Below are 23112 nucleotides of genomic sequence, written 5' to 3'. Positions count from 1 at the left end.
TTTCCTCATAAGATATAGGTGATGCCCTGCTGCTCAAGCGCCCACGCCGTCCGCAAACACAGATCCTCACGCCACGGTGCGGCAATAATCTGCACGCCGATTGGCAGACCGTTTGCGGTCGCCACCGGCACCGTCACGACAGGCAGACCGACGAAAGAGATCGGCTGTGTCAACATGCCCATATTGGCGCGGACGGGCAGGTCGGTATCATTAATTCGCATGGTGTCCTGCCCGATGAGTGTGGCGGAGCAGGGGGTCGCGGGGGCGATCAGCAGGTCGGTGTGTTCAAACAATGCCAACGCCTGTTGACGAAAAGCGTGACGGAAGCGCTGAGCCTGCACATACCAGGCGGCGGGGATCATCGCACCAGCCAGCAGCCGCTCGCGTGACAGTGGCTCGAAGCGTTCAGGCTGTGTGCGTAAGGCGGGTAGATACTGATTTCCCCCTTCGCTGGCCGACAGAATAAAGGCGGCGCTGCGTGCCAGTGCGGCATCGGTGAGCGTCAGGCTGTTCTGTGCGCCCAGCGCCTGTGCGATCTGACGAACGGCGGCGTTGGCCTCCTCGTTGGCCCATGTGGAGAAATAGCCATCCAGTACCGCGTAGCGCAATCCGTCGCTGCCCGCTTCTAACTGTGTGGCCGTCTGCTGCGTTTCTCGTTCGGCCTGAAAACGGTCTTTCTCATCGTAGCCTTGTAGTGCATCAAACACTAACGCCAGATCGTCTGTACGGCGCGCCAGCGGGCCGATATGGTCGAGGCTGGCGACAAACGGGTGGCTACCGTGACGCGATAAACGGCCAAATGTTGGCTTCAGCCCGAAAATACCGCATAGCGACGATGGCACGCGGATTGAACCGTTGGTGTCGCTGCCCAGCGTGAAATTAACCAGTCCCGCCGCTACCGCCGCCGCCGATCCGCCAGACGATCCGCCAGCGATGCGCAGTGTATCAAGCGGGTTATGCGTAGCGCCGTAATGACTGTTTTCGGTGGTAAAGCCATAGGCGTAGGCATCCATATTCAACATGCCGGACAGCAGTGCGCCCCGGCTGGCAAGCTGGCGGATGGCAAAGGCATCTTGTGTCGCGGGCGGGCGCTGGCTGAGAAGTTCGGCACCTGCCAGCGTGGTTTCACCGCTGACGTCAAACAGATTCTTTACGGCGTAAGGTACACCGGCCAGCGCTGGCAAACTTTCTCCGCGTTGACGGCTAGCATCCAGATGTTCAGCCTCTGCCAGCATGCGTTCGCCGGTGACATGGGTATAGGCATTAATGGTGGGGTTAGCCTGCTCAATGGCGTCCAGCGTCTGTTGTGCAAGCTCCTTCGCGGAGAACGTGCCAGCCTGCAAACCTTGTTGAATCTGTCGGATCGATAACGATGAGGGCGCGCTTCTCGCGTATAAACTCATAGCGTATAAGCTCCTAGCGTATAAACACCGGCGATCTCCTGATGCTCATCAAGAGGAAAAGCCATCAGTGGCTGCGCCATGGCGTGGATGCGGCTGAACTGCACTAACAGCTCCTGACGCCGTTCCTGACTCAGTTGCAGCGCCAGTAGCGCTTCCATGTGCTGAAGGTAAGCGGCTAACGTGTCGCTATGGATAGCGGTTGTCGTCATGAGATGTTCTCCCGGTTAATTGATGATTAAAAGCCTGCCGCACTGCCGTTGCTGCGTGGATCGAAAGCCCCTTCCAGCATGCCATTGGTGTGGCGCACGATGGCGCCAGCGTGGCCGACCGTTTCACTAAAGCTGCCCAGCAGCTCGACATCGTGACCAAGCTGGCGCAGGGCATCGATGGTGGCGGGTTTAAAACGATCTTCGAGCTTCAACGTATCGGAGGTTTGTCCCCAGGTTCGGCCCAGCAGCCAGCGCGGGGCGGTAATCGCCTGCTGCAGCGGTAGACCCTGCTGGACGTGGCGGATAAAGATGGCCGCCTGCGTCTGTGGCTGTCCGTCTCCGCCCATCGAACCGTAGACCATCGTCCGGCCATCGGACAGGCGTGCGGCGGCAGGGTTTAACGTATGAAAAGGCTGCTTACCCGGTTCTAACGCCAACAGGTGCGCCGGATCGAGGCTGAACGAGGCACCGCGGTTCTGCCAGAGCACGCCGGTTCCCGGCAAGACAACGCCGCTGCCGAACTCGTGGTAAATACTTTGAATGAAAGAGACGCACAGGCCGCTGCTATCACATACGCCCATCCAGACGGTGTCCCCTGGGCCTTTACCTTCGCCCCACGGTGCGGCTTTTCGGGTATCGATCTGCCGCGCGAGTGCACCAAGCGCATCGTTGTCCAGCAGCGTTTGAACGTCCTGCGTCATCATTTTGGGATCGGTAATGAAACGGTCGCGCAAACCAAACGCCAGCTTGGTTGACTCGACAATGCGGTGGATCGTCTGGCTATCGTTCAAATCTTCCATTGCTAAATGGTCTGTCAGGCCGAGAATTGCGAGCGACACCAGACCTTGCGTCGGCGGCGCGAGGTTATAGATGTCGCCTTTACTGTGCTTAAGCACCAGCGGCGCTGTCCGTTTGGCGCGGTAATTCGCCAGATCGTCAGCCGTCAGCGGCATACCGATCAGCGCCATCTGTTTCGATAGTCGGTCAGCGACGGAGCCGCGATAAAAACTGTCCAGTCCTTCAATGCTGAGTGTCGTCAGGGTATCGGCTAAATCTGGCTGTGTGAAACGGCTGCCCGCGCGTGGGACATTCCCCTGCGGCATAAAAATCTGGCTAAAGGCTGGGAAATCACTCAGTTCGTGATAGCGCTGGGTGAGAGCATCTTCCTGTGATTGGGTGACGGGAATACCGTCAGCCGCGTAGCGAATGGCGTCAGATAACAGGCGGGCGAGCGGAATCGGGGAACTGTCCATTTCTTGTGAATAGGTGAGTTCTTGTGAGTAGGCCAGCGCTTCCTGCCAGCCGCCGACGGTGCCCGCGACGGTCAGTGCCGCTTTAGGTCCACGATGTGGAATGCGGCTTTCGCCCTGATAGTATTCACGGCAGGCCAGCGACCCGGCGGCACCGCTGGCATCAATGGCGATCGGTTCGCCGTGTGGTGGAACAATCAGCCAGAAACCGTCTCCGCCGATGCCGTTCATATGCGGGTACACTACCGCAATGGTTGCCGCCGCTGCGACCATGGCTTCAATGGCGTTTCCGCCTTCACGCAGAACCGCCAACGCGCTGGCACTGGCTAAATGATGAGGTGCCACCGCCATGCCCAGCGGGGCGGTATTGCTTTGCATCATTTCAGGATTCCTTTTGTATGTAGGGTAAGTGTGAATTGCTCCATTAACCCTAGCTATAAGCAAACGGCGTTCCAGTTTTTCGGGTGATGAAAAGTCGGTATGCGTGCCCGGAGGGAGAATCTGTATCATCCCGACAATCCTGTGCTATGTTCTGCGACATGAAACAAACGTTACAGTAAGTGCAATGGGTGAGAGACGATGATGCAAATAGATGAACGATTACGGGATCGCTATGGCGAACTTTCACCGCAGGAACAGCGCGTCGCGGATTTCATCTTCGATCACTTTGACGATCTGATTAGCTACAACAGCGCCGAGCTGGCACGGCTGAGCGGTGTCTCCAAAGCGACCGTCAGCCGGTTGTTTAAACGGTTGGGTTACCCCAGCTACCGCGACATGCGCGATGAGCTCAGAACGCTGCGCCAGAGCGGGATGCCGCTGGCGGATAACCGCGATGCCGTGCAGGGCAATACGCTGCTGGCGCGGCATTACAAACAGGAAATGGCAAACCTGACGCAGTGGATCAACCAGATTGACCCGACACAGTTCGGTGCGGTGATTCAGGCGCTGACGCAGGCGCAGCGCCTATGCCTGATTGGGTTGCGCAATAGCTATCCGGTGGCGCTGCACCTGCGTCAACAACTGCTCCAGATTCGTCAACATGTCACCCTGCTGGCGCAGCCGGGGCAGACGCTATCCGAAGAGTTGGTCGATCTCACTGCACAGGATGTCGTCATTATGGTGGCCTTTCGCCGTCGCCCGCGCCTGATTCAGCCGCTGCTGGCCCAACTGCAAAAACGCGGCGTGCCTGTGCTGCTGCTGTGTGAACCACAAGCCAGTGCGCTGATGTCGCTGGCAACCTGGTCATTGTGCGTCCCGTTGGACAGCGTCTCGGCATTCGACAGCTATTCCTCTGCCATGAGTCTGGTGAACGTGATCAGCAACGCGTTATTACATGAAATGCTGCGTGACGGACGCCAGCGTATTCACCAGATCGCGGATCTTTATGGTGAATTGGATGAGCTAGAGCAACGCTAATGGTGCGTTGGGATGGTGCTGTTGCACTAAAATGGTGCTATTTAACTGATTGCCATATAGCTGTGCAGATCGTTTCGGGCGTGATAGTACCTGATTATTTTTGTGACGCAGCGCTGTGGATTGTTTCTCGTTGTTATCTGTTCATAGGCGTAAAAAATTATGATGAGAAATGTGGATCATCCCGAATGAGCAGCATGGACGCTGCGAAAGCCTGTGCCGCGCCGGACAAAAACGTCACGACGTTTTTGAACAGCACTTGTGCTGACCCGAAGGGCGAGTCCCATTTATGGGGCGAGTAATCGCGTCACAGGCGGTTCGACAGGATGACACACGTTTTGAATGTACCGCGTAGCGGCATAATTCACGCCGAAAGCCAGGGTTCGTAGGGCTGCGGCGACTGAGCAGCCCTACGTCGGGCGTGGTGTATGAGTTGCATAAATGATCTCTCTGTAATCACGCCCGAAATTGTTCTTCAATATTCCATATCCACAGCTATGCCATATTCCAGCACGATTCTCTGACCTTCTACGTTGTTCCTCACAGTCAAGGGTAACCACGTGATCTGGCATGCTCCTTGCTTAATATCTGTAACGATAGTTTCAGTATTTGTTTTTAAAGAATCTTTCGTTTCAATTACACTAACCGGGGGCAGAGACGATGTTGATCAATAAACTGGGCATCAAAAAAGGGTTACTGGCAGTGATGGGCGCGGCAATGTTACTGGTTCAAGCCGGTAGCGCAATGGCCGATCAGTTGCAGGATATCGAGAAGCGCGGCGTGCTGCGTGTCGCGGTGCCGCAGGACTTCCCACCGTTTGGATCGGTAGGGACAGATCTGCAACCGCAGGGGTATGACATCGATATCGCCCGCTATCTGGCGAAAGAGATGAAACTAAAGTTGCAATTGGTGCCGGTCACCAGCGCCAACCGCGTACCGTATCTGCAAACCAACAAAGTTGATCTGGTGATCTCCAGCCTGGGCAAAAACGCCGAGCGCGAAAAAGTGATCGATTTCAGTCGCGCTTATGCGCCGTTCTTTCTGGGCGTATTCGGGCCAAAAGACAGCACGCTGACATCGTCTGACGCGCTGGAAGGTAAGAGCATCGGCGTGACGCGCGGTGCGGTAGAAGACATGGTGCTGACGGATATCGCGCCGAAGGCTGCCCAGATTAAGCGCTACGAAGATAACAACACGACGCTGTCGGCGTACCTGTCAGGTCAGGTGGAATATGTCGCCACCGGTAACCTGGTGGTTGCCGCCATCGCCGAGCAGAACCCAACGAAAGCACCGGTGGCGAAGTTTATGCTGAAAGATTCGCCGTGCTACATCGGGCTGAAAAAAGACGAGCCCGCGCTGAAAGCAAAAGTCGATGCGTTGATCGAACAAGCGCTGAAAGACGACACGCTTAATAGCCTGTCAGAAAAATGGCTGAAAGCGCCGCTGCCAGCCAGCATCAAAGCGTAACGGGAGCACGCCATGACCTATCAGCTTAATTTTTCCGCGCTGTTGCCATTCTGGCCTGAGCTGCTGGCGGGGTTGTGGGTCACCATTGAGCTGACGGTAATGGCAACCCTTGGCGGCATTGCCATCGGTATCTGTGGTGCGGCCTTGCGCAGCGGCAAGCCCACCTTGCTGAGTCGGCTATGGGGTGTCTACGTCGAGCTGATCCGCAATACGCCGTTTGTGGTGCAGTTGTTCTTTATCGTCTTCGGCTTGCCGAGTCTGGGCTGGAAACTCACCGCCGGGCAGGCCGCGCTGTTGGCGATGTTGATTAACCTCGGTGCGTACAGTACTGAGATTATCCGTGCGGGGATTCAGGTGACGCCGAAAGGCCAGTGGGAAGCCGCCCGTGTGCTGGGGCTGACGCGTGTGCAGACCTTTTTACGTGTCATTCTGCCGCCTGCGCTCCAGCGGATTTATCCGGCGCTGGTCAGCCAATGCATCATCGTCATGCTGGGGTCGTCAGTGGTATCGCAGGTGTCTTATGAAGAACTGACCTTTGCCGCCAACCTGATTCAGTCCCGTACGTTTTTAAGCTTTGAAGTGTATCTGGCGACCACGCTGTGTTATCTGGCGCTGTCTGTCCTGATGCGGCAACTCTTGCTGCTGGCGGGACGGCGTTTCTTAGGGAGTCAGTCATAATGGCATTTACCGACTGGGATATTGTGCGCAACCTGCTGCTGGCGGCGCGCTGGACACTGTTGCTGTCGCTGACGGCCTTCATCGGCGGTGCGCTGGTGACGTTTCCGCTGATGCTGCTGCGGTTGACCAAACGCAAGTGGCCGACGCGCTTTGTTCAACTGTATTCCGAACTGTTTCAGGGGACACCGCTGCTGATGCAACTGTTCCTCGCCTTTTTCGGGCTGGCGCTGTTCGGTATCGATGTCAGCCCGTGGACGGCAGCGGCACTGGCGCTGACGCTATTTACCAGCGCCTTTCTGGTGGATATCTGGTGTGGCAGCGTCGAAGCCTTGCCGAAAGGGCAGTGGGAAGCCTCGCGCTGTCTCGGGCTGGACTTCGGCCAGACGCTCTATCGGGTGATTGCGCCGCAGGCGATGCGTATCGCCATCGCTCCCACGGTAGGGTTTTCCGTACAGGTGATTAAAGGCACCGCGCTGGCGTCAATCATCGGATTTGTTGAGCTGACCAAAGCGGGAACCATGCTGAATAACGTGACCTATCAGCCGTTTAAAGTATTCGGATTGGTGGCGCTGGGCTATTTCCTGATGTGCTATCCGCTCTCTTATTACAGCCGCTATCTGGAGAAGAAATTCAATGCCGCTCATCACCATTAATCAGGTTCAAAAATATTACGGCCAGAACCATGTCCTGAAAGGCGTCGATCTGGATATTGAAATGGGCGAAGTCATCTCGATCATTGGGCGCAGCGGCTCCGGTAAGAGCACGCTCCTGCGCTGCATGAACGGTCTGGAAGGCTATCAGGACGGCAGCATCAAGCTGGGCGGGATGACGGTCACCGACAGGGATTCACAGGCGCGGGAAATCAGCCGCTCGGTCGGGATGGTGTTCCAGAATTTCAATCTGTTCCCGCATATGACGGCGCTGGAAAACGTGATGCTGGCACCGCGCCGCGTGCTGGGGAAAAGCGCGGCGGAATGCCGTGAACTGGGTGAGAAGATGCTCAACAAGGTTGGGCTGGGTGAGCGCCTTCACTACTATCCTGCCAGCCTGTCGGGCGGCCAGCAGCAGCGTGTCGCGATTGCCCGCGCGCTGGCGATGAACCCGAAAGTCCTGCTGTGTGACGAAATAACCTCGGCACTCGATCCTGAATTAGTCGGTGAAGTGCTGAAAGTGCTGGAACAGCTGGCCGCAGAAGGGATGACGTTGATTCTGGTCACGCATGAAATGAATTTTGCTCGTGAAGTGGGTGACCGCGTGGTGTTTATGCATCAGGGCACCGTCTGGGAGCAGGGCGACAGCAAAACGCTGTTTGCTCACCCGCAAACGCCGGAATTGAAACAGTTTATCGCCTCGGTCCGAGGACTGTCAGAAGCGTAATGAGCCTCTTTGAAAGGGGATGAGAAACAAGAATTTGGAGCCTATAACCATGAGCAGCGAACTGTACGCGCAAATTAATCCACCTCATCGCTTACTGATGGGGCCGGGGCCGATCAATGCCGATCCGCGCGTATTACGGGCAATGGCAAGCCAGTTGGTTGGCCAGTATGACCCCGCAATGACGAACTATATGAATCAGGTCATGGCGCTCTACCGTCAGCTTTTCCGCACGGAAAACCGCTGGACGATGCTGGTTGACGGCACCTCGCGTGCGGGGATCGAAGCGATTTTACTGTCGGCGATCCGCCCCGGTGACAAAGTGCTGGTGCCGGTGTTTGGTCGTTTCGGTCATCTGCTGTGTGAGATTGCCCGCCGCTGTCGGGCTGAGGTGCATACCATTGAGGTTCCGTGGGGCGAGGTGTTCTCGCCAGAGCAGATTGAAGAGGCGATCAAGGCGGTGCGCCCGCGTCTGTTGCTGACAGTGCAGGGTGATACCTCGACCACCATGCTGCAACCGCTGGAAGAACTGGGCGAGATTTGTCGCCGTCACGGCGTACTGTTTTATACCGATGCCACCGCATCTTTCGGGGGGAACCCGCTGGAAACGGATCAATGGGGACTGGATGCGGTTTCCGCAGGGTTACAGAAATGCCTCGGCGGGCCGTCCGGCAGTTCACCGATCACGTTGAGTCCACAGATGGAGGCGGTCATCCGCCGTCGTAAATGTGTGGAACAAGGGATACGAACGGACGCGCATCAGGACGGCGACGACGAAATGATCTATTCCAACTATTTCGATCTGGGCATGGTGATGGATTACTGGGGGCCGGAGCGTCTGAACCACCACACGGAAGCGACGAGCATGTTGTTTGCCGCGCGCGAGTGCGCGAGAACGATCCTCGAAGAAGGGCTGGATCGCAGCATTGCCCGCCATGCGTTGCACGGTAATGCGCTGGTGGCGGGGATTCAGGGAATGGGATTGGAAACTTTTGGCAATCTTAAACACAAAATGAATAACGTGCTGGGCGTAGTGATTCCTGACGGTGTTCACAGCGAACAGGTACGTAAGCTGCTGCTGGAAGATTTCGCCATTGAGATCGGCACCTCGTTTGGCCCGCTTCAGGGCAAGATCTGGCGTATTGGCACGATGGGCTATAACGCGCGTAAAGACTGTGTGATGCAAACGCTGGCGGCACTGGAGGCGGTGCTGAATCGTCTGGGCTTCCGCACGGTGCAGGGCGAGGCCTTGCAGGCCGCGTGGAACAGCTATGCGGCGAATGAGGAGCGTGCATGAGTGAACCTCTACTGTCGCCGGCTGCGGCACAAGCAGCGGCTGAACAGATTATGTTGCGCTGTGATGCGCTGGCAGAAATCAGCGAAACTCCTGGGCAACTGACCCGCGTTTATCTGTCGCTGGAGCACCTGCGTGCCAATGTGCAGGTAGGGGAATGGATGCGCGAAGCGGGCATGAACGTCTGGCAGGATAGCGTTGGCAATATTTGTGGTCGCTATGACGGACTCACGCCGGATGCGCCAGCGCTGCTGCTCGGCTCGCATCTGGATACGGTGCGCAATGCCGGACGATACGACGGCATGCTGGGCGTACTGACGGCAATTGAAGTGGTGCGTACGTTTCACCAGCAGGGCATTCGTCTGCCTGTGGCGTTGGAGATTATTGGCTTCGGGGATGAAGAAGGGACACGCTTTGGTATTACCCTGCTCGGTAGCCGGGGGGTGACGGGCACCTGGCCGGAGAGCTGGCTGGATTGTCAGGATGCCGAAGGCACCAGCGTGGCGCAGGCCTTGACCATTGCGGGGCTGGATCCGCTTGAGGTGGCGGAGGCGGCGCGCCCGGTCAGTGATATTGTCGCCTATCTGGAATTGCACATCGAACAAGGGCCGTGTCTGGAACAACAGGATCTGGCGTTGGGGGTCGTTACCGCGATCAACGGAGCGCGGCGGCTCAACTGTACCTTCCTCGGTCTGGCTGGACATGCTGGCACGGTGCCGATGACGCAGCGGCAGGATGCGCTGGCGGCGGCGGCGGACTGGATGGCGCAGGCTGAGCGGGTCACGCGGGAAAGCGATCCTCATCTGGTCGCGACGTTTGGCACGTTGCAGTGTTTACCGGGTGCGGCGAACGTCATCCCCGGTGAAGTGAAGATGACGCTGGATATTCGCGGGCCGGAGGATGCGCCGCTGGATGCGTTGCTGGAAAAACTCCTGATGTTGGGGCAGGCTATCGCGCACCAGCGCGGCTGTCAGTTCAGCGCCGAAGAATATTATCGTATCGCGGCCACCCGCTGCGATCCCGCGTTGCAGTCGGTACTAAACGACGCGGTGACGCAGGTGCAGGGGAAAACGCTGATGCTGCCAAGCGGCGCGGGGCACGATGCGATTGCTATTGCCGAACGTTGGCCGGTGGCAATGCTGTTTGTCCGCTGTCGCGGTGGCATCAGTCACCATCCTGATGAATCCGTGACCACGGCGGATGTGGCGCTGGCGCTGTCAGCACTTTATCGCGCGGTGCATCAAGTGGCGTGATGTAATCGGTAACGATAGGTATTTTATTTTTCTGATTGAATCATCATTCTGACATCGCTCAGGCAGCCTTTAGCCTGAGCGGTATTATCCTTTCCTTAGCGTTCTCCTGCTTATTGTTCTTATTTTCATATAACAACTCTGATATTTAATGGCATAGCAGGATTTATTTTTTATATCGTAGATATGTTTTATCGCTATATGAAATGTTTATTTGTTATTTTCGGTTTGAAGCGTGAGTGTGTTGTTTTTTATGGATAATTTACTGTTATAGGTGAAAGCGAAAGGACTGTATCTGTATACGCAGAATTATCGCTGTTTTACTTCGTTTGTATTATTCCAATAAATAATAACGAGTGAGATAGCATAATGAGTGATAAAAAACTGTCGGATAATGAGCGGCTTAAAACACAAAGTAATTATCTGCGAGGAACCATTCAAGACGATTTGGCCGACCCGTTAACGGGAGGATTTGTCGCAGATAACTTTCAGCTAATTCGCTTTCATGGGATGTATCAACAAGACGATAGGGACATCAGGCAAGAACGTATCGCTCAGAAATTAGAGCCACTGCATACCGTTATGCTGCGTGTCCGCTTGCCGGGTGGGCTCATTACGCCGCATCAGTGGTTAGGTATCGATGCCTTTGCGCGCGAGCACACGCTTTATGGCAGCATTCGTATTACCAATCGACAGACGGTGCAACTGCACGGCGTGCTGAAAGATGACATCAAGCCGGTACATAAACTGCTTAATCATCTCGGGCTGGATTCGCGGGCCACCGCAGGGGATGTTAACCGTAATGTGTTGTGTACGGCTAACCCGGTTGAATCTATTTTGCATCGCCAGGCCTGGGAATGGGCAAAGAAGATATCTGAGCACCTTTTACCGCGTACCCACGCTTATGCCGAAGTGTGGCTGGATAAAGAGAAAATTATTCAGACGGATGAAGAACCAATTTTGGGAAAAAGTTATCTGCCGAGAAAATTCAAAACGGCAGTGGTTATTCCGCCGCAGAATGACGTGGATATTCACGCCAACGATCTGAGTTTTGTTGCCATCGGCGAGGGGGACCAGTTGGTTGGTTTCAATGTATTGGTGGGCGGCGGGTTGGCGATGACGCAGGGAGACACCAGCACGTATCCTCGTCTGGCGACGGAGTTTGGTTTTATCCCATTGGCGCATACGCTGGCGATTGCCGAAGCGGTGGTATCGACCCAGCGCGATTGGGGGAATCGTGAGAATCGCCGTAACGCGAAGACAAAATATACGCTTGAACGTGTCGGGGTCGATGTCTTTAAAGCTGAAGTCGAGCGGCGTAGCGGAGTGACGTTTTCTCCGTTGAGACCTTATGTCTTTTCTGAACGTGGCGATCGTATTGGTTGGGTTGACGGGATTGATGGCAAACATCACCTGACCCTGTTTATTCCCAGTGGGCGTCTGTTGGATAAACCGGGCTTACCGAATAAAAGCGGGATTGCGGCAATTGCCAACGTGTATAAAGGTGATTTTCGCCTGACAGCGAATCAGAACATCATCATCGCTGGGGTGGCAAGTGAAGACAAAGCGCAGATAGATACGCTCGCCCGGCAATATGGGTTATTGGGGACCGCGCTATCGTTACAGCGTAAGGATTCCATGGCCTGCGTCTCGTTTCCCACTTGCCCGCTGGCGATGGCCGAGGCGGAGCGGGTTCTGCCGGATGTGGTTTCAGCGATAGAGCATCTGCTACATCAATATGGCGTAGGTGATGAGTCGTTCGTTTTTCGTATCACTGGCTGCCCAAATGGCTGTGGACGAGCCATGTTAGCGGAGGTGGGACTGATTGGACGCGCGGTGGGGCGCTATAGCCTTTACATTGGTGGCAATCGTGAAGGGACGCGCATTCCTCGCTTATATAAAGATAATATCGACGTACCGACATTACTTAGCGAAATTGAACGGCTGATTGGTTTATGGGCGAAAGAGAGAAAGGCGGGTGAAGGCTTTGGTGATTTTGTTATCAGGGCGAAAATTGTTATGCCTGTGCTTAATGCGCCCGTGGATTTTCATACGGCGCTGTAGCTGAAACGGTTTCCCAACCTCATCTTTATATGACGGGGTTGGGATGATGCGTTCGGTCTCTATAGCGTAAAACGGTCAGCGTCGCGCCAGGCGGGGAAGGATTCCCGGTAGCTTTGCAGCGCTTCCAGCGACAGCTCGGCGTCCAGACAGGCGGGCTGGTTGGGGGCGGCAGAGGCAAGGATTTCCCCTTGCGGGTTAATAATCAGGCTATCACCACGGTAGCTGTGGCCGTTGCCGTCGGTGCCGACGCGGTTACAGCCTGCGACATAGGCCTGATTCTCAATGGCGCGTGCCGCCAGCAGCGTTTGCCAGTGTGCGGCGCGTGGTGCTGGCCAGTTGGCGACATACAGCGCCAGATCGTAGTCCTGTCGATTGCGCGACCAGACTGGGAAACGCAGGTCGTAACAGATCATCGGGCAGATGCGCCAGCCGCGCCACTCAAGGGTGACGCGCTCCGTGCCTGCCTGATAGTGGTGGTGTTCGTCCGCCATGCGGAACAGGTGGCGCTTATCGTAGTGATGCACCTCGCCGTGCGGATCGACCAGCAGGAACCGGTTCACCGCGCCTTTCGGCGTATTTACCGCGACGCTGCCGCCGATCAGCGCGTTCGTCTTCTGCGCCCACTGATGCAGCCACGCTTCTACAACCGATTGATCCAGACTGCCTTTGGCAGCTTCCATCGCAAAGCCGGTAGTGAACATCTCCGGCAGCACGATCACATCACGTCTTGCCACATCACGCCCGCTCATCTCCGCCAGTAAGGTATCGAAGTGGCGCAGATTGGCTTCCCCATCGCGCCAGACCAGCGGCTGTTGCAGCAATGAAATCTTTAAAGTCGACATAAACGCTCCGCAGCGGCATCCAACGTGGCTTCCTGTTTAGCAAAGCATAGCCGAATCAACGTATGTGGGAACGGATCGGCGCAAAAGACGGAAAGCGGAATGGCGGCAACGCCAACGTGCTCGGTTAACCAGCGGCAGAAACTGACATCGTCCAGATCGGAAATCGCCCGATAGTCCGCCAGCAGGAAGTAGGTGCCTTCGCAGGGCAAAATGTCAAAACGGCTACCCGCCAGCGCATTGATGAAGCGATCGCGTTTGGCACGGTAAAAATCGGGCAGTTCACGCCAGTGTTGCGGCTGTTCACGCAGCATATCGGCAATAGCAAACTGGGCAGGTGTGTTCACGGAGAACGTCAGATACTGGTGAACTTTACGCACTTCCGCACTCAATACCGCGGGGGCGACACAGTAGCCGACTTTCCAGCCGGTCATGTGGAACGTTTTACCAAACGATGAGACGGCGATGGCGCGTTGGCGCAGCGACGGGTGTGCCAGCACGCTAGCGTGCCCTTCGCTGTCGAAACAGATGTGCTCGTAGACCTCATCGCTCAGTACAAAGATGTTACGCGCGGCAATCGCCTGCCACAGTTGCTCGAAATCCGCTTTCTGCCAGACGGTGGCGGACGGATTGTGCGGCGTATTCAGAATAACCAGCCGGGTGCGATCGCTCAGCACATCGGCAAAATGTGACCAGTCCACGCGAAACGCAGGTGGCTGCAAGGCGATGCGCTTGAGTACGCCGCCCGCCAGCGTAACGGCAGGCGCATAGCTGTCATAGCTGGGATCGAAACAAATCACTTCATCGCCGGGTCGTACCAGTGCCGCAATGGCGGCAAACAGCGCTTCGGTCGCGCCTGCCGTGACGGTGACTTCACTATCGGCATCCGGTCGCCAGCCGTACAGAGCTTCTGTTTTTTCGGCAATCGCCTGACGCAGCGGTGCGACGCCGGTCATCGGCGCATATTGGTTGGCGCCCTGACTGACGTGATACGCCAGCCGCTGCTGTAAATAGTCCGGGCCGTCAAAATCAGGGAAACCTTGTGATAGATTGATGGCCTGATGCTGTTGGGCCAGCGCACTCATCTGGGTAAAAATGGTGGTGCCCAGCGAAGGCAGTTTACTGTCGGGGATTAACGCGGCGCTCATGGCGGGTAGGACTCCTGCAAGCCTGTATTGCCTCGTAATATAACATGCTGCTAGTATTTGGCAATCAAGACGCTTGGACGTTTAAACGGCTAAATTCTGTTATGGACTAAGACATAACGGAATGGTCTATATCTCCAAAAATCATCCAGAAACGTTGTTAGAAAAATGGAGCAAAACAGGAAGCCTCATGACTGAAAATCAACAATTGACGGCGCTGCTTGCGGCCTGCCACTGGATAGGTGAGAAGGGCTGGTGTCCGGCAACGGGCGGCAATATGTCCGTACGCCTTGATGAAGCGCAATGCCTGATTACCGAATCGGGTAAAGACAAGGGCAGCCTTCAGGCAGAGGATTTCCTGCTGGTGGAGATTGCCACGAACCACGTGCCGAGTGGCCGCACGCCATCGGCGGAAACTGGGCTGCACACGCTGCTGTATCGCCGCGAGCCGACTATCGGCGCGGTGCTGCACACGCACTCGGTGAATGCCACGGTATTATCCCGTGTAGAGAAAGGCGCTGAACTGGTGCTGCACGGCTACGAAATGCAAAAGTCGCTGGCGGGGCAGACCACGCATTTGGATCGCGTAGCGATCCCAATCTTCGATAACGATCAGGATATTCCAGCGCTGGCGCAGCGGGTAGCGGAATACGCCAGCCACACGCCGTTGCGTTACGGCTTTCTGGTGCGCGGTCACGGCCTTTACTGCTGGGGTGCCACGGTAAAAGAAGCACGTCGTCATCTGGAAGGGTTAGAGTTCCTGTTCCAGTGCGAGTTGCAGCGCCGATTGCTGGAGGCGAAAGCATGATTAAGGCGATTGTGACCGATATTGAAGGCACCACCAGTGATATCCGTTTTGTGCACCGCGTGCTGTTTCCCTACGCGCGTGAACGTCTGGCGGACACGGTGCGGCGGCACGACAGCGATCCGGAGATCGCGCAGGCGCTGAATGCGTTGCGCCAAGAGCTAGGTCAGCCTGAAGCGGATAGTGAGACGCTGATTGCCGCACTGAACCAGTTTATGGATGAAGATCGTAAATCCACCGCGTTGAAGCTGCTGCAAGGCATTATCTGGCGCGCGGGCTACCGCAACGGTGATTTTCAGGGGCATTTGTACCCTGAAGTGGCGGCGCAGCTCGCCGCGTGGCAGCAGCAGGGTATTCGCCTGTATGTTTACTCATCAGGTTCGGTAGAAGCGCAGCAATTGCTATTTGGCTACAGCAACGCGGGTGACCTGCGTCCGCTGTTCAGTGACTATTTTGATACGCGTGTCGGTGCCAAGCGCGAGACTGACGCTTATCGCACGATTGCACAAGCCATCGGGCTGCCTGCCGAACAACTGCTGTTCCTGTCGGACATTCGTCAGGAGCTGGATGCAGCACAGGAAGCCGGTTGGCACACCTGTCAGCTTATTCGTGATGACGCGGATAACGTAAGCCGCCACCGTCAGGTGGCACGTTTTGACCAGATCGACTTACCGGAGTACGCCCAATGAGTGGATTAACCATTTTTAGCGACAGCGATGCAAGCCAGCCGATTTGGCAAAGTCAGGATGCCGAGGCGATTCAGAAGCAACTGAACGAAATTGGTGTGCGTTTTGAACGCTGGGAAGCCAGCCAGAAACTGAGCGATGCGCCATCGTCTGAAGAAGTGCTGGCAGCCTACCAGCATGAAATTGATAAACTGGTGGCAGAAAAAGGCTATCAGAGTTGGGATGTTATCAGCATGCGTTCTGATAACCCGCAGCGTGCGGAGCTACGCACCAAGTTTTTATCTGAGCACGTGCATCATGAAGATGAAGTGCGCTTTTTCGTGGAAGGCGCGGGACTGTTCTGCCTGCACCTGAACGGTAAGATTTACCAGATCCTGTGTGAAAAGAACGATCTGCTGTCTGTACCCGCGGGCACAGCGCACTGGTTTGATATGGGGCCGGAACCGCACTTCACTGCCATCCGCCTGTTCGATAACCCGGAAGGTTGGATCGCGCATTTTACTGGAGATAAGATCGCGGATGCGTATCCGAGGCTGGAGCGCTAGCGCACTCGGTTGTTGTGAACGAATGCTCTGTGAATGAACGAGTATGTTTCGTGCGTTTCGACATTTGCCGCTCTATGTTGCATGTTACGAAACGCCCGACCCAGGGCGGCTCAATCGCCGTCGCCCTGGGAACCCTGGCTTTCGGCGGGAAATTATGCCGCTGACGCGGTACCTTCGTCGGTATCAGGCTTAACGGACCGCTTGCGACACGTTCCATACGTGGCGCAAGCTTTCGCCGCGTCCCTGCGGCTCATCCGAAGCCCGCTATCTCCTCAGCATAATTTTTTACGCCGGAAAGAACGACATTACTGAAATTTGTTTTTCTATTTCAGGGTGTTCTGGAATATCCCTTCTTTCACATCCTGTGGCGTGACCACGCCAGTGTCGAGTACCCAGCCGCTGATTAATTCGGCGGGAGTGACGTCAAAGGCCGGGTTGTAGACCGCCGCGTTCTGCGGTGCCCACTGGCAGTGACCGAAGCTGCCGGATACGCCGGTGACTTCGGCAGCAGCGCGTTGTTCGATAGGAATGGCTCGGCCGTCCGGGCACGCGGGATCGTGCGTGGTGTGAGGTGCCGCGACGTAGAACGGAATCTGGTGATAATGCGCCAGTACCGCGAGGCTGTAGGTGCCGATCTTATTGGCGACGTCGCCGTTGGCGGCAATACGATCTGCGCCGACCCAAATCGCATCAACCTGACCCTGTGCCATCAGGCTGGCGGCCATCGAATCACAAATCAGTTGATAAGGAATGCCCAGCTCGCCCAGTTCCCAGGCCGTGAGGCGTCCGCCTTGCAAGAGTGGTCGCGTTTCATCGACCCACACCTGAGCGACTTTCCCCTGTTGATGTGCACGCAGCAGTACGCCAATGGCGGTGCCGATGCCTGCTGTGGCCAGCCCGCCAGTGTTGCAGTGGGTCAGCAAGCGGCTGTTTGGCTTCACCAGCGCGGTGCCATGATCGGCGATGCGTTCACACAGCGCGCGATCTTCTTCGACCAACCGCAACGCTTCCTGCACCAGCGCATCGACAAACTGCGGCTGTGCCAGCGCCAGCTTCATGCGATCCAGATTGTTCATCAGGTTGACGGCGGTAGGACGTGATGCCCGCAGCGTCTCCAGCGCCTGCGCCAGCTCGGCCTGCGATAACCCTCTCTCCGCCAATAGCGCGAGCAGCAGGCTGGCGGACAGGCCAATCAGCGGCGCACCGCGTACGCGCAGTGTCTGAATATGTTCAACCAGTGAACTGACATCCGGGCAAGGACTCCAGCATTTTTCTTGCGGCAGCGCCTGCTGGTCGAGGATCCACAGTTGGTTATCAACAATTTTCAGGCTGGTTGTGTTAAGTGTCTGCATAGGTCGTTAAATCCATGTTGCATCGATATTCTTATTCTGCCAAGATGCCTAATAGATGTATAGACGTCCGAACGTTTTTATGTCCGTATCTTTGGTTTTTGCCTGGTTTTGATTAAAGAATACGTTTTGATTACAGAATACGTTTTGATTGCAGAATAGCGAGGAGTTGGAATGTCACTTTACCGCACTTTTACGGCGGATGACGCTGTTGAATATGCCCGCCAGTTCGGCGGTGTCAGTCAGCCGCAGGCGCTGGTAGCCGCAGAAGAGATCGGCGATGGCAATCTGAATCTGGTGTTTAAAATTAAAGATGAAGCGGGCGTCAGTCGAGTCATCGTCAAACAGGCGCTGCCCTATGTGCGTTGCGTTGGGGAATCCTGGCCGCTGACGCTCGATCGTGCTCGTATTGAGGCCGAAACGTTGCTGACGCACGCACGCTTTTGTCCGCAGCATACCGTGACCGTGCTCTATCACGATCCCGAATTGGCCGTGATGGTGCAGGAAGATCTCTCCGATCATCGCATCTGGCGTAGCGAGCTGGTTAACGGCGCGGATTATCCGCAGGCCGCGGCACAGCTGGGAGAATATCTGGCACAGACGCTATTCCATACCTCTGATTTTTATCAGCATCCGCATGAGAAGAAGGCAGCAGTAAGCCAGTTCACTAACCCTGAGCTGTGTCAGATTACCGAAGATCTGTTCTTTACCGACCCCTATATCGACCATGAAAGAAACCAGTTTGATGCTGCGCTGACGCCGGATGTACAGGCGTTGCGTGACGATAAAGCGTTGAAGCTGGCGGTTGCCGGGCTGAAGCACGGTTTCCTGAGCAAAGCCGAAGCGCTGCTGCACGGTGATATCCACAGTGGGTCGATCTTTGTCGCAGAAGGGCGACTGAAGGCCATCGATGCTGAATTCGGCTTCTACGGGCCGATTGGTTTTGATGTAGGTACGGCAATCGGCAATCTGTTGCTGAATTATTGCGGTCTGCCGGGATTGCTGGCACCGCGTGAGGCAGCGGCGGGGCGTGAACGACGTCTGGAAGATATTCGTACGCTGTGGCAGACCTTTTCCGCCCGTTTTCTGGCGCTGAGCGCAAATGACAGCCGCGATCCGGCACTGGCGGAATCGGGCTATGCTGCACTGTTTTTACAGCAGGTGTGGCGAGATGCTGTTGGCTACTGTGGCACCGAACTGATTCGGCGCACGATTGGGCTGGCGCACGTCGCCGATCTGGACAGCATTCAGGAGACGGAAGCGCGTTTAGCGTGTCAGCGCCATGCGATTTCACTGGGCAGAACGCTGGTACTGGCGGCTCCGCATATTGCTGATGTGGACGCGCTAGTGGCGCGTGTACGGCAGAGCGGTGCCTGATTCGCGGCACGATTAATGAACTGGGCTATTTAATGCGCCGTGGCACCATGAATTAGTGGCTGTACGATGCAATTCGTCGCTCCCATCGTGAACCGGATGGGAGCGGCAACAGATTACTTCTTCCCTTTATTCATCATCGCCTTCAAATCCGCGAAAGGATTATGCGTGGCGATGCCGACATCCTTCTGCGCATCCTCACCCGCGACGACAGTCGAACCGTACATATCCGCATCGGTATATTTTGAATGCTCATTGTCGTGACAGTAGAGACACAGCATTTCCCAGTTACTGCCGTCTTCCGGGTTATTGCTGTGATCGTGATCGATGTGGTGAACGGTTAATTCACGCAGGTTGGAATAGACGAATTCGCGTGAACAGCGACCACATACCCACGGGAAAAGTTTGAGCGCTTTTTCGCGGTAGCCGCTTTCAAGTCTGGCGTAGTTCTTGGGGATGTAAGCCATGTGTCGGGTTTCATTCAGAAGGAAAGAGGATGTGGATTTTACAACTGCTTGACCTGCAAAGGAAGAATAGGCCGCCATATTGGCGGCCTGATTTTGTTTATGCTGCTTCGGTTTTTCTTTCTGACTGCGCGACCGGTTTAGGTTTGTTGGCGGCCAGTGCATCGAATGCAAAGTCATCCACGTTGATTGAACGTAAGCGGCTGGCTTCGGCTTTGGTCAAAATATTCGCTTCTTCTGCGGTAATCTGACCTTCCACCAGCGCCTGTTCTGCCAACTGATCCAGTCGCATGAACGGCAGTGGTTTGTCGCTGGCTTTCGCCAGACGTTGATAAATCGGCTCGGCGGCGATGATATCCAACAACGCCTCTTCCAACAGCCCGACAGGGTTGTGTTCACTGGCAACCAGATATTGGCCGCGTCCCAGACGATTACGTGTTTCCGACGGCGTTTGAAGAATCTTCGCGACCTCGTGGTCGAGGCGGTCAGACGGTGCCGGACAGCGCAGACCCAGTGGGAAGATGATGACCGTCAGCAGCCCTGCAACAATACGATTTGGGAAGTTGCGCAGCAAATCGTCCAGCGCCTGCTCGGCCTGATGCAGACTGTCCTGCACGCCCCAGTGCACCAGTGGTAAATCTGCTTTCTGACGCCCTTCGTCCTCATAGCGTTTCAGCGTCGCGGAAGCCAGATAGAGCTGGCTGAGAACATCCCCCAGACGCGCCGAGATACGTTCGCGACGCTTCAGGCTGCCGCCCAGTACCGCCATCGACACATCCGCCAGCAGAGCCAAATTCGCGCTGAGTCGGTTGAGCTGCTGATAGTAATGGCGCGTTTTGTCGTTTACTGGCGCACGGCTTAGACGGCCATTGGTCAACCCAAGCCAGAAGCTGCGCACCTTGTTGCTACCGACGTGGCCGATATGACCGACCAGCGCACGGTCAAAGCGCGATACATCGTTCTCCTGCGCCGCTGCCATCTCTTCCAGCACATAAGGGTGACAGCGGATGGCGCCTTGCCCGAAGATGATCATACTGCGCGTCAGGATATTCGCCCCTTCCACGGTGATCGCAATCGGTGCGCCCTGATAGCTGCGCGCCAGGAAGTTGGTCGGGCCGAGACAGATACCTTTGCCCCCGGCGATATCCATCGCATCCATTACGCTGCGCTGACCGCGGTGGGTACAGTGATATTTGACGATAGCGGAGAGCACCGCCGGTTTTTCACCCTGCATGATGCCGCTGGTAATTAATGTGGCGGCGGCGTCCATCACATAAGCGTTACCCGCAATGCGTGCCAGCGGCTCTTCAATACCTTCCATCTTACCGATGGAGATCTTGAACTGGCGGCGAATGTGCGCGTAAGCACCGATACCGAGGGCAATCGATTTCAGCCCGCCAGTGGAGTTGGACGGCAGTGTAATACCGCGCCCGACTGACAGGCATTCCATCAACATACGCCAGCCCTGACCTGCCATCTTCGCACCGCCAATGATGTAGTCCAGCGGAACAAAAATGTTCTCACCCTGCGTTGGCCCATTCTGGAACGGAACGTTCAGCGGGAAATGGCGGCGGCCGATTTTAACGCCGTCGGTATCTGTCGGAATCAACGCACAGGTAATGCCTACGTCGTCTTCATCGCCTAACAGATGATCGGGATCGTACAGCTTAAAGGCTAACCCCAGCACGGTGGCAACTGGCGCCAGCGTGATATAGCGTTTATTCCAGGTCAGGCGCATACCCAAAACCTGTTCGCCGTGCCAGTTGCCGTAGCAGACAATACCGGTATCGGGAATCGAGCCCGCATCAGAGCCTGCTTCCGGGCTGGTCAATGCAAAGCAAGGGACTTCCTGACCGCGCGCCAAACGTGGCAGGTAGTGATCTTTTTGCGCTTCCGTACCATAGTGTTGCAGCAATTCACCGGGGCCGAGTGAGTTCGGCACACCGACGGTGATTGCCACAATACCGGAGACGCCCGCCAGCTTTTGCAGCACCTGCGCTTGCGCGTAGGCAGAGAATTCCAGCCCACCGTATTGCTTCTTAATGATCATCGCGAAGAAGCGGTGTTCTTTTAAGTATTCCCACAGTTCCGGTGGAATATCGGCGCGTTCATGGGTGATTTCAAAGTCGTCTGCCATCCGGCAGGCTTCCGCCACCGGCCCGTCGATAAACGCCTGTTCTTCGGCGGTCAACTGCGGACGTGGGTAGTTATGCAGCTTGTTCCAGTCCGGCGCGCCGCGAAATAGGTCGCCTTCCCACCAGGTTGTCCCGGCGTCGATCGCCTCTTTTTCCGTGTTCGACATCGGCGGCATGACTTTCTGGAACATGCGCAGCGCAGAAGCGGAAACCAGCTTTTGGCGCAGAGAAGGAACCGTAATCGGAATCAGCAGAATCACGAGTGGAATCATCAGCCAGACAGGCCACAGCAACATGGCGGACATGGCTGCAAAGTAGGCCAGCAGGATGGCGCTGCCGAGCAGCAGGCTGAGCCGATGATAAAACATCGCGCCGATGATAATCAGTAGGAGGAGGATACTGACAGCAACCATAACGTGTCTCCAGCATTGTGAGCGAATGGAGGGTTTTCATTCTTCCCCTGAGCGTTGTATTACGGGGGAAAGCGAGAACCGTTTTTATCAGTGAAATAAGGCGTAATAGGTCAATGCCGTAAGAGGTCTGACCTGTTGCTTATATTGGTTGTAGTTTATCTAATTATGTTTATCAATTCGTTTACATCATAATTACAACTCACTTCACAAACCGAACGGCCGTCGTGCGTTTTCTGACGCGCGTCAGCGATCCTCTCGATCCCGTGATTACGCGCTTCTCGCTGTTAGTACGATCCGCTACACTGCATGGCAGAAGATGATACTGTCACCAGACAAAATGAGAGGATTCCATGTATCAGGATTTAATCCGTAGTGAACTGAAAGAAGCGGCAGAAACACTGAATAATTTCTTGAGTGATGATGCGAACATTCAGTCGATCCAAAACGCTGCGGTGCTGTTGGCTAACGCTTTCAAAGCGGGTGGTAAAGTGATTTCCTGTGGTAACGGTGGTTCACACTGTGATGCCATGCACTTTGCTGAAGAGCTGACGGGGCGCTATCGCGAGAACCGTCCTGGCTATCCGGCTATTGCGATTTCCGATCCGAGCCATCTGTCCTGCGTCAGCAATGACTTTGGCTATGATTTTGTCTTCTCCCGCTATGTCGAATCACTGGGGCGTGAAGGCGATGTGCTGCTGGGCATTTCCACTTCGGGTAACTCCGGCAACATTATTAAAGCGATTGCCGCAGCAAAAGCGAAAGGCATGAAGGTCATTACGCTGACCGGGAAAGACGGCGGTAAAATGGCAGGTTCAGCCGACGTGGAAATTCGTGTTCCGCACTTCGGCTATGCTGACCGTATTCAGGAGATCCATATCAAAGCGATTCACATCCTGATTCAGTTGATTGAAAAAGAAATGGCAGATCAGTAAGCCACGTTAACATGCTCTAA

At 55.6% G+C, this 23112-nt stretch carries 22 protein-coding genes; 14 read left to right on the top strand and 8 right to left on the bottom strand.

Annotated elements, in window-relative coordinates:
• Positions 1–5: 5 nt before the first annotated feature.
• The 3 genes from NAL19_RS16665 to NAL19_RS16655 are packed head-to-tail and all read right to left on the bottom strand — an operon-like array spanning position 6 to position 3243.
• Positions 6–1403, bottom strand: a complete 1398-nt coding sequence (locus NAL19_RS16665) for an AtzE family amidohydrolase (protein WP_263057921.1) — start codon at positions 1401–1403, stop codon at positions 6–8.
• The gene (hpxX, locus tag NAL19_RS16660) at positions 1400–1612 is read right to left on the bottom strand and encodes an oxalurate catabolism protein HpxX (protein WP_263057920.1); all 213 of its coding nucleotides are present in this window, start codon (positions 1610–1612) and stop codon (positions 1400–1402) included. The genes NAL19_RS16665 and hpxX overlap by 4 nt, the downstream gene beginning before the upstream one ends.
• A 26-nt stretch (positions 1613–1638) precedes the next feature.
• Positions 1639–3243 carry a gamma-glutamyltransferase family protein gene (locus NAL19_RS16655; RefSeq protein ID WP_263057919.1) on the bottom strand — a complete coding sequence of 535 codons (1605 nt, stop codon included), beginning with the start codon at positions 3241–3243 and terminating at the stop codon, positions 1639–1641.
• A gap of 198 nt (positions 3244–3441) precedes the next feature.
• Here NAL19_RS16655 and NAL19_RS16650 point away from each other — a divergent pair, with 198 nt between their 5' ends.
• From NAL19_RS16650 to cysI, 9 genes are all read left to right on the top strand, one after another.
• Positions 3442–4281, top strand: a complete 840-nt coding sequence (locus NAL19_RS16650; protein ID WP_263057918.1) for a MurR/RpiR family transcriptional regulator — start codon at positions 3442–3444, stop codon at positions 4279–4281.
• Positions 4281–4580: a hypothetical protein gene (locus NAL19_RS16645; protein ID WP_263057917.1), complete on the top strand. Its 300-nt coding sequence runs from the start codon at positions 4281–4283 to the stop codon at positions 4578–4580. The genes NAL19_RS16650 and NAL19_RS16645 overlap by 1 nt, the downstream gene beginning before the upstream one ends.
• A 379-nt stretch (positions 4581–4959) precedes the next feature.
• Positions 4960–5745, top strand: coding sequence for a transporter substrate-binding domain-containing protein (locus NAL19_RS16640; RefSeq protein WP_043881978.1), 786 nt, complete (start codon positions 4960–4962; stop codon positions 5743–5745).
• Between the two features lie 12 nt (positions 5746–5757).
• Positions 5758–6423 (top strand): amino acid ABC transporter permease, encoded by a 666-nt coding sequence (locus NAL19_RS16635; RefSeq protein ID WP_180740698.1) that lies wholly within the window; start codon positions 5758–5760, stop codon positions 6421–6423.
• Positions 6423–7076, top strand: a complete 654-nt coding sequence (locus NAL19_RS16630) for an amino acid ABC transporter permease (RefSeq protein ID WP_180740697.1) — start codon at positions 6423–6425, stop codon at positions 7074–7076. The genes NAL19_RS16635 and NAL19_RS16630 overlap by 1 nt, the downstream gene beginning before the upstream one ends.
• The gene (locus NAL19_RS16625; RefSeq protein ID WP_263057916.1) at positions 7057–7800 is read left to right on the top strand and encodes an amino acid ABC transporter ATP-binding protein; all 744 of its coding nucleotides are present in this window, start codon (positions 7057–7059) and stop codon (positions 7798–7800) included. The genes NAL19_RS16630 and NAL19_RS16625 overlap by 20 nt, the downstream gene beginning before the upstream one ends.
• Positions 7801–7849: 49 nt before the next feature.
• Complete coding sequence (locus NAL19_RS16620) at positions 7850–9094, top strand: pyridoxal-phosphate-dependent aminotransferase family protein (RefSeq protein WP_263057915.1); 1245 nt, start codon at positions 7850–7852, stop codon at positions 9092–9094.
• Positions 9091–10344, top strand: a complete 1254-nt coding sequence (hpxK, locus tag NAL19_RS16615) for an allantoate amidohydrolase (RefSeq protein ID WP_263057914.1) — start codon at positions 9091–9093, stop codon at positions 10342–10344. Before NAL19_RS16620 ends, hpxK begins: the two co-directional genes overlap by 4 nt.
• Positions 10345–10710: 366 nt before the next feature.
• Positions 10711–12405 carry an assimilatory sulfite reductase (NADPH) hemoprotein subunit gene (gene cysI / locus NAL19_RS16610; protein WP_263057913.1) on the top strand — a complete coding sequence of 565 codons (1695 nt, stop codon included), beginning with the start codon at positions 10711–10713 and terminating at the stop codon, positions 12403–12405.
• 59 nt (positions 12406–12464) lie between these two features.
• Here cysI and NAL19_RS16605 read toward each other — a convergent pair whose 3' ends face one another.
• A complete protein-coding gene (locus tag NAL19_RS16605) occupies positions 12465–13247 on the bottom strand; it encodes an amidohydrolase (protein ID WP_263057912.1) in 783 nt (260 codons plus the stop codon).
• Positions 13235–14392, bottom strand: a complete 1158-nt coding sequence (locus tag NAL19_RS16600) for a pyridoxal phosphate-dependent aminotransferase (protein ID WP_263057911.1) — start codon at positions 14390–14392, stop codon at positions 13235–13237. Before NAL19_RS16600 ends, NAL19_RS16605 begins: the two co-directional genes overlap by 13 nt.
• Positions 14393–14579: 187 nt before the next feature.
• Between NAL19_RS16600 and NAL19_RS16595 the strand changes: the two genes are divergently transcribed.
• The 3 genes from NAL19_RS16595 to NAL19_RS16585 are packed head-to-tail and all read left to right on the top strand — an operon-like array spanning position 14580 to position 16425.
• Complete coding sequence (locus tag NAL19_RS16595; protein WP_225085564.1) at positions 14580–15197, top strand: methylthioribulose 1-phosphate dehydratase; 618 nt, start codon at positions 14580–14582, stop codon at positions 15195–15197.
• Entirely contained in the window at positions 15194–15883 is a 690-nt protein-coding gene (gene mtnC, locus NAL19_RS16590; RefSeq protein WP_225085563.1) for an acireductone synthase, read from the top strand. The genes NAL19_RS16595 and mtnC overlap by 4 nt, the downstream gene beginning before the upstream one ends.
• Positions 15880–16425, top strand: coding sequence for a 1,2-dihydroxy-3-keto-5-methylthiopentene dioxygenase (locus NAL19_RS16585; protein ID WP_225085562.1), 546 nt, complete (start codon positions 15880–15882; stop codon positions 16423–16425). The genes mtnC and NAL19_RS16585 overlap by 4 nt, the downstream gene beginning before the upstream one ends.
• A gap of 323 nt (positions 16426–16748) precedes the next feature.
• Here the strand turns inward: NAL19_RS16585 and mtnA are convergent, their stop codons facing one another.
• Positions 16749–17777 carry an S-methyl-5-thioribose-1-phosphate isomerase gene (gene mtnA / locus NAL19_RS16580; RefSeq protein ID WP_263057910.1) on the bottom strand — a complete coding sequence of 343 codons (1029 nt, stop codon included), beginning with the start codon at positions 17775–17777 and terminating at the stop codon, positions 16749–16751.
• A gap of 171 nt (positions 17778–17948) precedes the next feature.
• On the opposite strand from mtnA, the gene mtnK reads away from it, so the two are divergent.
• Complete coding sequence (gene mtnK, locus NAL19_RS16575) at positions 17949–19151, top strand: S-methyl-5-thioribose kinase (RefSeq protein WP_263057909.1); 1203 nt, start codon at positions 17949–17951, stop codon at positions 19149–19151.
• Between the two features lie 113 nt (positions 19152–19264).
• Here the strand turns inward: mtnK and yajD are convergent, their stop codons facing one another.
• Complete coding sequence (gene yajD / locus NAL19_RS16570) at positions 19265–19615, bottom strand: HNH nuclease YajD (RefSeq protein ID WP_225085559.1); 351 nt, start codon at positions 19613–19615, stop codon at positions 19265–19267.
• A 97-nt stretch (positions 19616–19712) separates the two neighbouring features.
• Positions 19713–22160 carry an acyl-CoA dehydrogenase FadE gene (gene fadE, locus NAL19_RS16565; protein WP_263057908.1) on the bottom strand — a complete coding sequence of 816 codons (2448 nt, stop codon included), beginning with the start codon at positions 22158–22160 and terminating at the stop codon, positions 19713–19715.
• 350 nt (positions 22161–22510) lie between these two features.
• Between fadE and lpcA the strand changes: the two genes are divergently transcribed.
• Complete coding sequence (lpcA, locus tag NAL19_RS16560) at positions 22511–23092, top strand: D-sedoheptulose 7-phosphate isomerase (protein WP_005975726.1); 582 nt, start codon at positions 22511–22513, stop codon at positions 23090–23092.
• Positions 23093–23112: the final 20 nt, after the last annotated feature.

The sequence above is a fragment of the Pectobacterium sp. F1-1 genome (assembly GCF_025643735.1).
Lineage (GTDB): Bacteria > Pseudomonadota > Gammaproteobacteria > Enterobacterales > Enterobacteriaceae > Pectobacterium > Pectobacterium colocasium.
Note: the sequence above shows the minus strand (reverse complement) of the source record. Positions and strands in the feature narration are given on the sequence as shown.